The sequence below is a fragment of the Paenibacillus tianjinensis genome, from assembly GCF_017086365.1.
Classification (GTDB): Bacteria; Bacillota; Bacilli; order Paenibacillales; family Paenibacillaceae; genus Paenibacillus_AQ; species Paenibacillus_AQ tianjinensis.
On sequence record NZ_CP070969.1, the window covers coordinates 4,602,696 to 4,614,418 of the forward strand.

17 protein-coding genes are annotated in these 11,723 nt (G+C 50.4%); 6 read left to right on the forward strand and 11 right to left on the reverse strand.

The features are described 5' to 3' along the window. Nucleotides 1-2 precede the first annotated feature (2 nt). Both JRJ22_RS21515 and JRJ22_RS21520 read right to left on the reverse strand, forming a co-directional pair. Entirely contained in the window at nucleotides 3-314 is a 312-nt protein-coding gene (locus tag JRJ22_RS21515; RefSeq protein WP_206101429.1) for a YolD-like family protein, read from the reverse strand. A 217-nt stretch (nucleotides 315-531) separates the two neighbouring features. Further along, complete coding sequence (locus tag JRJ22_RS21520; RefSeq protein WP_206101430.1) at nucleotides 532-1,185, reverse strand: hypothetical protein; 654 nt, start codon at nucleotides 1,183-1,185, stop codon at nucleotides 532-534. A 190-nt stretch (nucleotides 1,186-1,375) separates the two neighbouring features. On the opposite strand from JRJ22_RS21520, the gene JRJ22_RS21525 reads away from it, so the two are divergent. Then, nucleotides 1,376-1,870, forward strand: coding sequence for a PH domain-containing protein (locus tag JRJ22_RS21525; protein ID WP_206101431.1), 495 nt, complete (start codon nucleotides 1,376-1,378; stop codon nucleotides 1,868-1,870). 13 nt (nucleotides 1,871-1,883) lie between these two features. Here JRJ22_RS21525 and JRJ22_RS21530 read toward each other — a convergent pair whose 3' ends face one another. Together JRJ22_RS21530 and JRJ22_RS21535 are read right to left on the reverse strand one after the other, a co-directional pair. Next, nucleotides 1,884-3,350 (reverse strand): glycosyl hydrolase, encoded by a 1,467-nt coding sequence (locus JRJ22_RS21530; RefSeq protein WP_206101432.1) that lies wholly within the window; start codon nucleotides 3,348-3,350, stop codon nucleotides 1,884-1,886. Nucleotides 3,351-3,439: 89 nt separating this feature from the next. Beyond that, on the reverse strand, nucleotides 3,440-3,904 hold the full coding sequence (locus JRJ22_RS21535; protein ID WP_206101433.1) for a cytidine deaminase: 465 nt from the start codon (nucleotides 3,902-3,904) through the stop codon (nucleotides 3,440-3,442). A 173-nt stretch (nucleotides 3,905-4,077) separates the two neighbouring features. On the opposite strand from JRJ22_RS21535, the gene JRJ22_RS21540 reads away from it, so the two are divergent. Further along, nucleotides 4,078-4,515 (forward strand): NucA/NucB deoxyribonuclease domain-containing protein, encoded by a 438-nt coding sequence (locus tag JRJ22_RS21540; RefSeq protein WP_206101434.1) that lies wholly within the window; start codon nucleotides 4,078-4,080, stop codon nucleotides 4,513-4,515. 92 nt (nucleotides 4,516-4,607) lie between these two features. On the opposite strand, the gene JRJ22_RS21545 is transcribed toward JRJ22_RS21540, so the two are convergent. From JRJ22_RS21545 to JRJ22_RS21555, 3 genes are all read right to left on the reverse strand, one after another. Then, a complete protein-coding gene (locus tag JRJ22_RS21545) occupies nucleotides 4,608-4,877 on the reverse strand; it encodes a LexA family transcriptional regulator (RefSeq protein WP_206101435.1) in 270 nt (89 codons plus the stop codon). Beyond that, the gene (locus tag JRJ22_RS21550; protein ID WP_206101436.1) at nucleotides 4,867-5,079 is read right to left on the reverse strand and encodes a hypothetical protein; all 213 of its coding nucleotides are present in this window, start codon (nucleotides 5,077-5,079) and stop codon (nucleotides 4,867-4,869) included. The genes JRJ22_RS21545 and JRJ22_RS21550 overlap by 11 nt, the downstream gene beginning before the upstream one ends. A gap of 155 nt (nucleotides 5,080-5,234) precedes the next feature. Beyond that, nucleotides 5,235-5,393, reverse strand: a complete 159-nt coding sequence (locus JRJ22_RS21555) for a YjcZ family sporulation protein (RefSeq protein WP_206105362.1) — start codon at nucleotides 5,391-5,393, stop codon at nucleotides 5,235-5,237. Nucleotides 5,394-5,635: 242 nt separating this feature from the next. Between JRJ22_RS21555 and JRJ22_RS21560 the strand changes: the two genes are divergently transcribed. Both JRJ22_RS21560 and JRJ22_RS21565 read left to right on the forward strand, forming a co-directional pair. Then, entirely contained in the window at nucleotides 5,636-5,812 is a 177-nt protein-coding gene (locus tag JRJ22_RS21560; RefSeq protein WP_206101437.1) for a YjfB family protein, read from the forward strand. 121 nt (nucleotides 5,813-5,933) lie between these two features. Continuing rightward, nucleotides 5,934-6,479 carry an ImmA/IrrE family metallo-endopeptidase gene (locus JRJ22_RS21565; protein WP_206101438.1) on the forward strand — a complete coding sequence of 182 codons (546 nt, stop codon included), beginning with the start codon at nucleotides 5,934-5,936 and terminating at the stop codon, nucleotides 6,477-6,479. Nucleotides 6,480-6,637: 158 nt separating this feature from the next. Here the strand turns inward: JRJ22_RS21565 and JRJ22_RS21570 are convergent, their stop codons facing one another. From JRJ22_RS21570 to JRJ22_RS21580, 3 genes are all read right to left on the reverse strand, one after another. After that, nucleotides 6,638-7,405 (reverse strand): 2-phosphosulfolactate phosphatase, encoded by a 768-nt coding sequence (locus JRJ22_RS21570; protein ID WP_206101439.1) that lies wholly within the window; start codon nucleotides 7,403-7,405, stop codon nucleotides 6,638-6,640. A 508-nt stretch (nucleotides 7,406-7,913) separates the two neighbouring features. Continuing rightward, complete coding sequence (locus tag JRJ22_RS21575) at nucleotides 7,914-8,717, reverse strand: class I SAM-dependent methyltransferase (RefSeq protein ID WP_206101440.1); 804 nt, start codon at nucleotides 8,715-8,717, stop codon at nucleotides 7,914-7,916. A 181-nt stretch (nucleotides 8,718-8,898) separates the two neighbouring features. Further along, a complete protein-coding gene (locus JRJ22_RS21580) occupies nucleotides 8,899-9,741 on the reverse strand; it encodes a pirin family protein (RefSeq protein WP_206101441.1) in 843 nt (280 codons plus the stop codon). Nucleotides 9,742-9,918: 177 nt separating this feature from the next. Here JRJ22_RS21580 and JRJ22_RS21585 point away from each other — a divergent pair, with 177 nt between their 5' ends. Then, nucleotides 9,919-10,413: an RNA polymerase sigma factor gene (locus JRJ22_RS21585; RefSeq protein WP_206101442.1), complete on the forward strand. Its 495-nt coding sequence runs from the start codon at nucleotides 9,919-9,921 to the stop codon at nucleotides 10,411-10,413. After that, on the forward strand, nucleotides 10,410-11,393 hold the full coding sequence (locus JRJ22_RS21590) for a hypothetical protein (RefSeq protein WP_206101443.1): 984 nt from the start codon (nucleotides 10,410-10,412) through the stop codon (nucleotides 11,391-11,393). Before JRJ22_RS21585 ends, JRJ22_RS21590 begins: the two co-directional genes overlap by 4 nt. 85 nt (nucleotides 11,394-11,478) lie before the next feature. Here the strand turns inward: JRJ22_RS21590 and JRJ22_RS21595 are convergent, their stop codons facing one another. Beyond that, nucleotides 11,479-11,685, reverse strand: a complete 207-nt coding sequence (locus tag JRJ22_RS21595; RefSeq protein WP_206105363.1) for a hypothetical protein — start codon at nucleotides 11,683-11,685, stop codon at nucleotides 11,479-11,481. Nucleotides 11,686-11,723 lie beyond the last annotated feature (38 nt).

An 11,723-nucleotide genomic window follows, 5' to 3' on the forward strand; every position in this document is an offset into this window, starting at 1 on the left:
CTCTAGACTATGTATACCTCTACGATGTCGTCTACGTTAATCCATTTCCATTCCTCTGCCCACTGCAGCTTAATTTCCCGCGAGTGGGTATGAATGGAGGTAACAAATCCGTTCAGCAGCTTGTTCCCGGAGGGATCATATAGAATCACTGTTACTCGGACATGAGTCCGCAGCGACAGCGCCAGTGTACACTCGATTTCCTCCAGCTTCTGCGCATCCAGCAGCAGCTTGCCGCGGCGCAGTGTCTCCAGCTCCTCCTTGCTAATCCGGCTCTTACGCTCAAGCAGACCACGATCCTCCAGCTTTTTGCTCATTTTCCGTTCTCCTTCCGGTTGGATAAGGTCAGTTGCGTCCCACATAATGCGAACGTATGTTTGTATTATATCCGCAGAGCTGCCTATTTATCAAGCAGAAAAAGCTGCCAGCAGGTAAATAACTGTAGTGCTGCCAGGCTTCAGATTACATGCAAAAGGCGCGCACATGATGGTGTGCAGCGCCTTAATGGGGACTATCTTTTCAACAAAAAAATCTCTAATTCGCCGTATTGCCTGACTCTGAGCCTGTAACCGTAGAGGTACCGGCATTTGCCCCGCTCTTCTGGGCAGTATCTGCCGCCCCGTCTGTCTCCACCGCAGTTCCGGCAGCCGTTCCCAGCTCAGCCTCAGCAGCGCTGTCCTCCTCAAGCAGCCCTACAGCTACTCTCGCTTCATTCAGCTTGGAGATGCCGTACAGCATCGCCACGTCCGCCTGCTGATTCAAAGCGTTGAACTCATCCGCAGTAACCTCCGGGGAAACTGCGCCTTGCGAAGCCTGTTCTTTAATGGAATAGGCGCTTTGGAACGCAATTGCAGCATCCCTAAGCAAGGTCTGAACATTCTTCGGCAGATTCTTGGAAATCTTCACATCCTTGACCTGATCGGCAATATCCGATGCTGTGTCCTGGAATTCATCGACCGCTTTCTCCAGTTCTTTGTCGGTGGCTTTTCCTGTCGAATAAGAAGTCAGTGTTGTATTGAAGCTCTCCAGAGAAGATTTACCCATCTCATCGAATTTCGACATTTCATTGTAAAAGTTCTGTACAGTTTCCTGCACTTCTTCCTCTGAAGCAGGTGCAGAACTATCTTTGCTACAAGCGCTGAGGACAACGACCATTATAAGCAAAACTGTCAGTAAGGTTTTTCTCATTTCTAATCCCTCCACTTAACAGAATAATGGCGGGTTTTGTAAAGTGCAAATGAAATTTTATGTAAAAAAGACTCGAAATCCCCACCCCCTATAAATAAAGCGAATTCATAGCAAAGAGACCTCCATTGAGAATGGAAATCCCTGCTATAATAAATATAATCTCATTCTGAAGTAAGAAAGGAAGATATCTATGCCTTATTGCACCAGCTGTGGCGCTGAATATAAGCAAGGCGCCAAATTCTGCGGAGAATGCGGAGCGGGAACGGACACCGCTGCTTCAGCGGCCCCGCGCCGTCCTGCGGGCGGCTCCGCCTCCGGGGGAAGCCCGGAAACCGAGCTCTGGCAGGGCAAGCCTGCCGGCCTCTATGACCGGCTTAAGGGCCTGATTGGCCTCAACACGACCAGATATACGATTACCAGCCAGCGGATTATCGTGAAGACGGGACTCATCGGCAAAGATCTGGAAGAAATTGAGCTGCTGCGGGTCAATGACTTCTCGGTGGATCAGACCCTTCCGGACCGCCTGCTCGGCATCGGGACTCTGACTGTATTCTCCGATGACGCTTCGTCCCCGCAGCTGCTTTTCCGCAAAATCCGCAAGGTGCTCACGGTTAAGGATGTGCTGCGCAAAGCGGTTCGTGACGAAAAAACCGCCAACAATATCAGCTACCGCGAACAGATTTGATTGCCGTTGCCGTTCAGTCGGCAAGAACATAGGCCCCGGCTGGAATAATGACTTTGGGCTGGCTGGGGCTTTCCCACATCAGTACTGCTTTGGCATCGCCCTGGTTTTCGAAGTACTCTACCCTCAGCTCATGCAGTCTGCCGACGGTCAGATTCGCGCTGCCTTTTCGCTCCTGCCCGCTCTGCTTAATCCAGCTGTCAATCACCAATCCACCGTCAATCCACACCCGGATGCCGTCATCCGAAGAAGAATAAATCGTATAGCTCTCGCTGAAGTCCGCTTTCAGCCAGCCGCTCCAGCGCACAGAGAAGTTGTCGGAGGCTACCGCCGGATCAGGACTGGACTGTCTCCAGACGAAGTTGACCGCCGGATCTGTACGAACCAGTACCGGAGCTCCGCTTAGTGTATTATTGTTGAAATACTCCCCTTTAACTCCCGCTGCAGTTGTTATTTCCGTTCCCGCAGGCTTAACCTTATATTCATCCCGGGTGATTACAAAACTGTTCTTCATATAAGCCTTAATCACAGTGTCTGTATTCTTCTCATACAGCAGCTTGCCCCAGGTCATCTGGTAGGACCATTTGCTCTGGGATCTTGCAAGGACTGCCGGAGAAGGCAGCTCTCCGTTTTCCCCTATAGCGATCAGCTTGCCGCGTCCCAGGTCCCACAATCCGTCATGGTGGCTTGCCTTGAAATCTCCATCATAAATATCAAGGGCTAGTACGTCTACCCTGCCGGCACCGGGATAGTAGTCCGCAGGCTCGCCCGACCACTGATTCTTGGCATTCGGACTCCATACCCACAGCAAATTGTGCAGCCCGTGAACCTCCGTGTACCGTTCGAACATAAGGTTCCACAGCTCGGAGAAGCGGCTTTTCTGCCCCCACCAGAACCATCCCCCGTTCATCTCGTGATACGGTCTCCACAGGACAGGAACACCTGCATTGCTCAGTTGTTGTAAGGACAGCGCCGTTTTGTCGAGATCTGCCAGCAGCGCTTTATATTGAACAGTACCCGGTGTTATATATCTTGCAAAGTCAGCCTCGCTGAGGCTCATGGAGACATTGGACCAGGCCGGAGCCGTCCCCGGCAGATTCGCATGATAGCTCATCGTCACGATTCCCCCGGCCTTATGCCAGCGAACGGCACTGTCCACCACCGCCTGCCGCTGGCCGGCAATAACCGCCTCTGTCTGGTTGCTGATGGCCCCCAGCTCATAGCCGTGAAGTCCGGGATAGAATCCTCCTGTATTCTTCAGCTTATTGCTGTACTCATCCGGACTCTCCAGATAATCATGCTGTCCGCTGATGATGCCTTTGCCCTGCAGCGAATACAGCTTCTTCAGCAAGCTCTTCGCCGGGAGCGCAAGAGCCGTATCGGCAGGCTCCATCACCAAGCTGCGGAAGGACGCCTGCCAGCGGACATCGTTGACCAGCCGTGACGCCGAGTCGAGCAGATCCCGGAGGATGCGTTGTTCCATTCTTCCCACCAACCTTTTGTACCATTGTATGGGGACAACCGTGACAAGGACGCGGCGAATGTTGAGCATTCGGCAAAATATTCATGTTTTCAATATGTATAATTACCATTACGGCTATTGCTGTCACTTACTGTCACATACCTCGCATACCGCAGCGGCAAAAGCTCAAGAATATCCACTTTGGCCAGGGTCCCTTCCGCAGGTACAATCACCTTGTAATCCTTGGCGTAATCCGCGATCAGCTCCCGGCACATCCCGCATGGCGATACAACCTTGATCTCTCTATCCTCACTGTCCGGATCCGGGTGCCTTACGGCAACAATGGTGTCGAACTCCTGGTACCCCTCGGAAATCGCTTTACCGATAACCATTGCCTCGGCACATACGCTAACCCGCGGCAGATTTGCCTCCAGATGAACAGCTGTAAAAATCTCCCCCGTCTTCGTGCGCAACGCCGCACTGACATGATGCCGCTCCCATGCGTATCGTTTTCTGATAATCTCTTTAGCAGAAGCTATCAGGGTCTGGTCCTCAATCGAAATCTCAACTTCCATGTGCTTGTCCTCCTAAACGTTGTGCAATCCTTGTGCCTCATCGCAGGGTTCCGCCAAAACTCACTTCGTGAATGGTAACCTTGTCCTAATTTAGTATACTAAAAGCCGTTTGTTTTAAGATATAATACTTAATAGGCAGAGACTTTATGACCCCCACACCTTAGGAGGAGCATGTGAAAAAACAGAAATTCATCTCCACTCTGATCATCATTCTACTGCTGGTCCTGGTGGCTTACTGGTTTGAGGAAAATAACCCGCCCGTCACGCCACCTTCTACAGATGACTCTGAAATTGTACAGCTGGAGTTCCCGGCAGACCGTTATCCCGAAACCGCCGAGCATATCCAGGAAGCGATTGAGAGCGGTGAATCAGCCGTCTGCACTATCAGCCGGGAAGATGCCGAAGAGAACCGCAAGGAATCCTTGTCCGGTGTGCCGACCAAGAAGGGCTACGACCGCGATGAATGGCCGATGGCGATGTGTGCCGAAGGCGGCAGCGGTGCCGACATTGAATACATAACACCCAGTGACAACCGCGGGGCCGGAAGCTGGGTTGGTAATCAGCTGGAAGGTTATGCCGACGGAACCCGGGTAGAGTTCATGTTCAAGTAAACGAGAACCGCATAGGTATGGATTAGCCCCCTGCCGTCTGTATCGGCAGGGGGCTTTTGCAGATTCAAGGCTATCCACTCTCTGCAGGTGCTTCAATCGGTCCAGTGACCGCTGCCGCTGCCGGTCACTTTTGCCCCTGGTTCCGGACTTTCCCAGGCAATGAGAATTACCGCTGCCTCTACGGGCTGGGGCGGCTGCCATTGGATAAACCCCTGCAGTGCCAGCTCACGAAGGCCGGACATCACTTGAGCCTCCCTCCGCCCGCTAAGCCTAGCAAGCTCCTTAAGCTGCGGCATCCGCCCGAAGTGGCTTCTGAAGTGACACATAATCCGCAGCAGCTTGCGGGCAGTATCATCCAGCATGACGCGCCTTGGCCCGCCGCCAGGCCAGAATACTGCCGGTTCTGAATACCCTGGGACCGCCTGTGGTTAAGCAAGTGGCCCGCAGCAGGTCCCCTTTAATCCCGTGCACCTCCACGCTGCGCTGGGTGATTTTGCCCGATTTGTCCTCGTAGATGATTTCAATTACTTGTCCGATCAGCTTTTCCAGATCTTTTACCTTCACTTCAATTCCCCCTTATCACACTTTTCCGAAATAATTATATGTATTATATGCGAACAAATGTTCTTTATGCAACATGATCGTGATAACACATAATACCAAGTGAAAGCCCCGCTTAGGCACTCTGCCTGACGGGGCTGCACTTACCATAAAGTCCTTTAGAATATACAGGCTTTGGTGATAATTACCAGCAAAATGAACAGCACCAGAATGGCACTCGTTGAGGTCCATGGGCTTACAACCGGCATAACCGCCGGAGGTCCCTGGTTCACCCCGCCAACGTTATTTCCGCAACCGCAACCATACTCTGCACCCATAATTCATTCCTCCTCTGAGATATGAAATACATGAAACGAGATGCTCAAGTTCATCTCTTACACAGCACAGAATATGTTGCAGGCAGATCGGCAGTCTGGGCCAACCGGCAAACAATATCCGCTTCGCCTAAATAAACCGCTCTATCCAGACGATATACATTACAGGAAGGCTGGTAAACCTGGGATTTTAATAGGTCAGCATTCTCAAAAAAACGGGTTATAACCCATTCAGGAGGTACGAAATGGACATTGCCGCTCTATCCATTGCAATGAGGCAGGCGTCCTTACAGCAGGCTGTCGGGCTGCAGGTCATGAGTATTGCCAAGAATACCGCTGAGCTTCAAGGGCAGAATATGGCCCAAATGCTCCAGCAGAGCCCTCATCCGGACCTTGGAAAAACACTTGATATTCAGGTTTAATTGCATTATGCTTAGATACATAAGAACATCAGTTCCGGTATGAATCCGGCAACTACTAGCCCCTTCGGGCTTTTCTTTTACTCCTAAATACGAACATACGATCTTATATTGAGGTGATTACATGCAGTCTTATTACCAAATGACCGCCCTGGAGAATTGGACCGAGGATTTATATCAGCGTTTGCAAGTGCGGCAGCCGTCGGACATATCGGTTAATTACATCGCCGAACGGCTGAATATCTGGGTTCATTATCTGGATGTACGCAGCAAGAGCATTGAGGCCTCTGCCGGGATGTACACCATGTTTTTAGACAACCGGCTCCCCCCCGAGCTGCAGCGCCTGGAATTTCTCCATGAGCTTTGCCATCTGCTCCGTCATGCCGGAAGCCGCAGTCTGATGCCCGGACACTTTACACAGGCTCAGCAGGACGAATCGGAGCGGTTTATTCTTTATGCGGCTATGCCCTACTCCATGATCTCTGCCAGACCGTTGCCGGAGCTACGCGAGGATGCCATTCACTACATTGCCACAACGTTTCAGGTTCCGGAGGAACTGGCCATGCAGCGGATTGACCAGATTCAGAGGCGGGTATTCCAGGGGCAATTGATGGCTGTGCTGGAAAAAAACGAAGACAGAAATCTCATCCATCACCGGCATATCCGGTAACTGTTTATTTCCAATCCGTAAGTATTTCCCCAAAAAAAATGATCCCGCCGGCGTCCGGCAAGGTCTATATCTATTACTAGGGGGTATGTCCTTACTATACAGCCTCCAGCTTAAGCCATTATGAAATCCCGCTGAATATGAGCTAAAATCTGTCCTGCTTAAACGGGATCGCCGGCATTTACAAACCTATTTTCTTGCAGCATTGGTACCGCATAGCTGATATCTGCTTGGCAGGAGTACGTGACATCATCTTCATATCCGCGTTCCCGCAGTTCACGGCCGCTGGCAGATTCCCAGATCAAATCCCTGATCCGGTGACCGGAGGACTTCACAGCGCCAATGCACACCTCAGCTTCCGGAGATTTCGTTCCGGCTAACCGGGAGAGAATCAGACCTGCACCCAGGTAATCCTCGATGCCCGGGCGCAGTTCATCCTCCCCCTCCATAACATCCGACCACTTCTCGCCGCAGGGGATTACCGTAATATTCACGTCCATTTCAAGCTTCAGCCGGTTCGCGGTATCTGCAACAGCAGAAGCATTTAAAAGGCATCCGACAAGCAGAGCCGGCACTTGTGCTGCAATCCATGTACAGGCTGCTCCGTTCAAGGAACATAATACAAAGTCACGGGCATAGTCGGCTGAGCTGAAGGACAACGGCGATAAGGAGTGGCCCCCCACTCTTATAGCTTCTGATCTCCCCCAGACCATTTCGGCACCAAGCTCCTTGGCATAAGCTTTAGCGGTTTCATTAATCGGCGGAGGATACGGATAAATATTGGCTTTATGCTGAACCGCCGTTACTACCGTAGACGAGAAGCTAAGCACGTCAACAATAATCACAATGTCCCCGCGCTCTGCTGCTGCCCTGGCCCCTCTCCGTCCCCAGTCCAGCTTAATTTCATAAGATGACTGATCAAAATACACAGGATTCCCTCCTTCCGGTTCTAAGAATTCTTCTCAATCCTTCAAAGAGGGAGTTACCCATAGATGGCTACTCCCAAACCGTCAATCGCCGGCTTTCTTTAATTATTTTTGAAACAGACGGATCTTGCAATACCTCAAGTTCACGTTCTATAACGGCAAAAAAAGTGACCCTACCGAACGTCCGGCAGGGTCAAGGCCTATTAACTGGGGGTCATGTAATTAATATATATCCCGAAGCTTAAACGAATCTGAAGCAGTGCTAAATGTTTGCTTAAGTTGCACTCCCAGGCTCTATACCCAGAAAGATTTAGTAATAATTACGAGCAGAATGAACAATACCAGAATTGCAGCACTAGAAGTGAAGGGGCTAGCATATGCTCCGCAGTTAGCTCCACCAACCGGACTTACATTTTCACCGTAACAACCCATTCTAAATTCCTCCTTCATAATTGAGTACACCATAGACTATGTAAATTAGCCGCTGCCTGACTGGGTGAATAGGAAATCATTAGCCTTCATCCGGACCGATCCGTAAGCTCTTCAGCGGAACCTCACATTTATCCGCAATCAGCGTATAAAATTCCGGAAAGCTCGGGTCCTGGGCATTAGGTATTTCTTCAAAGGTACGGATATATAACCCGTTAGCGGCCACTGCCGTTATAATATCGCCAACCGTCCATCCCCGCGTCAAAACCTTACCCAGTCCAGAACGCTCTTTTTCAGGAAGCAGCTTGGCAAAAGCTATTTCACCTTCCCGGACCGTGTCGTCAAAATAATTCCCTGTCGGATGCTGGAGATTTACCGTTGTCCTCCATGTCCTGGCAAACGGATGAAAGTCCGTTAACATCAGCCGGCCATTTGCGCCTAATCTTCTGTTGACCAAAGCAAAAATATCATTTAGATCTGTAAAATAATGCAAAATTCCAAACTCCATCAATACAATATCAAATTGGCCCAGCGTCTCTTCATCCGGGATATGCAATACATCTGAGCAGATATAGTTCAAAGGAATCCCCGCAGCAGCCGCAACCTCACCGGCATACTTACAGTTTTCCTCTGAAATATCGACCACGGTAACCTCAGCGCCCAACAGGGCTAACGCGATCGCCTTCATGCCATGGGAACCCAGCAGATTGATTACTTTCTTTCCTGATGGATTACCAAGGTACTTTAACCAATAACGCAAAGGGTGCTGCGGGTCCATTTTTAATTTACTAGCCTGCTCTTCCGGAGATCCGTGATGCTCTACCCAAGCCTGATATGCCTTCGATTCCCAAGCCACCTTATTCGCACGTGCCAGTTGTTCCTGCATATAGTCCCCCTTGATAAAATATGGAATAATTTCCAGGCTTCTAAGTTTACTACATTTTAGAGTCTTCATCCACAATCCCAAATCTGCTTAATATCACATCGTCTTATTTATAGCATAAAAAAAAGGCCAGCCCCGTAAGGATGACCTTGCCTGTTTCCATACTATTTTCACTTCACAGATCTTATTTCAAAAAAGTCCCCTGCCGGTACTCACTGAACGCCACCGTAATCTCTCTTTCCGTATTCATAACGAACGGTCCTCTGGCGACTACCGGTTCGCGGACAGGTTCACCTGCATATAACAGCACTCGCAGCTTCTCTCCCGCCGTAATTTCCACTTCACTTTCTCCGCTGCCGCCTTCACCAAGCCATAAGACATGGCCTTCAGAAGCCGCTGCTTTGTTGTTTCCAAAGGTTCCGTCGCCTTCAAGAACATAGATGAACCCGTTGTAGCTGCCCGGCAAATCCTGCGTGACTGTATAACCCGGCTCAATAGTCATCTCCACCATCGTTACCGGAACATAGTTGCGGGTTGGACCAGCCACTCCCTTGGAAGATCCGGAGAAAACTTTTATGGCTGCGCCAGCTTCCTGCCGTACAGGCATATCCCCGCTTTTCAAATTCTGATAACGCGGCGTAGTCATCTTGTGCACCTTCGGCAGATTCACCCAAAGCTGCAGGGAATGCGCAGTCATCCCTTCAGAGGGCACTTCATTATGCTCAACTCCGCTGCCTGCCGTCATCCACTGCACGTCCCCCGGCCCGAGCACCCCGCCTTCCCCGCTGTGGGTGTCGTAATGTTCAATCTGTCCAGAGATCACATACGTTACCGTCTCCATTCCGCGGTGCGGGTGGATGTCAAAGGATCCCTTCTGAAACTTATCCTCCATCATCAGCAGAAAAGGATCATGCTTCGCCCAATTTCCCGGTTCAAGTACCGGCCCTGCCGAATGGATTGCACTCACCTGGTTTAGAACAACCTTTCTGACTTCACTTATATCTCTTTTAACTGCAGATTGTTCCATAATGCTCTCCTCCTTAACGAGTTGTGGTTCAGCTCTATTCTTAACTATTATTTTTATATTTACTATATTTTATATAGTTAATTTAACATTTCTCCTTTCGTTTGTCAATTTCCCGGAAACAAAATGTGACCAAATCCCGTTCTTAATGGTGTTATAGGTAAAGGAGGGCAGAGCATCATGCAGCGATTCATGTCCCGGCCGGGGAATGATGTGATAAAGAGTTATGAAAACTACTCAAAAATGCTGTTCCGGATTGCCCTGGTTCATCTGGGCAACCGCCAGGATGCCGAGGAAGCCACTCAGGACACCTTCATCAAGCTTATGGAGAAAGCGCCGGAGTTCAAGGATGCCGAACATCAAAAGGCATGGCTGATCCGTGTACTCACCAACACTTGCAAAACATCGCTGGGCAGAGGCTGGCGTAAGCGCGAGATTAAGCTGGAGGGTGCCGAGCCGCTTATAGCGGACAGTCCTGAGGATTTGGCAATGCTACAGCTGGTGCTGGCCCTGCCCGTAAAATATAAGACTGTTATCCATTTGTATTATTACGAGGATTATCCCGTCCAGGAGATCAGTAAGATACTGAAGATCAGTGAGTCCGCCGTGAAGATGAGGCTTAAACGGGGACGGCAGCTGTTAAAACTGGAGCTGGAAGGAGCGGAACCGGAGTGAACGAGGATCAGTTTCGATCAACCTATAAGAAAGCGGTGGATTCAATGAACCCAAGCGAAGAAACGAAAAAAGGACTGCTCGCCAAAATGGAGCAGCATCAGGAGACAAAACGTCCGCGTAAGACAATATATATCGCAGCAAGTATCGTACTCGCCGCCGGAATCGGTCTGGCTTCACCTACTATATGGAACCAGATAAACGGGCCTGCGTCACCTGCACAAGTGGCACAGGTAGATCCGGGGACATCAGGCACAGGCGGAGCCGCTTCGGCCGGCAGTGTCGTCATTCCCAAGCTGAAGCTGCCGGATTCAAGCTCGGGTGTTAAGGCAAGCATGATCGCCCTGGTTGTGTATAAGGGGAATATTTATACACAGTCTGCTACAAGTATCGAAGCCGCTGATGCAGCCGCGCTGCGCGGTGACCGTCTGGGACGGACGACAGGCGGCATCGACGAATGGAGCGGTAAAGAAGAATACACCGAGCTGTCCTCCAATATCGGTGAGACAGATATCTATACCGTGAAGGGATACGATTCCGGCTTCCTGATTATGTCCTATTCGGAAATCGACGGTCAGGTATTCGCTGAACTGTACGAGCATACGAACGGCATCACTGTAAACAGCGGAGACGATCTGATCGGCATGCTGAATCTTGAAGGCCGGATCGCTTCGGCCCAGTGGGAGAGCTTCGACAGCTGGAATAACGGACTGCAGCAGTACTCGCCGCTCAGCGGAAGTGAAGCGCTTGACGGCTTCCTGTCAGCCCTCCTGGCAGCCAAACCGCTCGCAGCAGAACCGCTGATCGCGCAGGGCATCTACGACAGCGAAGACCGCAAGGTCATCTATCTGGAGCTCCAAGATAAAACCCAGGTTCAGCTTGTACTCTTCGGTCAAGGACTTGTTCGTTACGGCGATGCGCCGGTATTTTTCGAAGTCGAATCCGGTGCGTTCCAGACGCTGTGGAACAGCATGGAACAGTAACAAAGAAACCGGACCACCTCATGCCCCTCCGGGAATGGCAAGTCAAAAAAATACAGTCCTGCCTTGTCGAGGCGGGGCTGTATTTTTACTTCACCAGCATTTTCACAGCGGCATTCACCCGTTTGATCGTTTCCGTGCCCACCCAGCCGCCTGCACTTGCCAGTATAAAATTATGAAATATCTTATTAGCCAGAGCATATGTCACTGTCCCGATTATGATCTCTATTACAAAGAACCGCATAATATCGCCAGTGGTTATAATATACACTTTGAATTCCTGATGACGAAGCACAGGCTTAGATCACTCCCCTTCGAAGGGTTATTATTAAC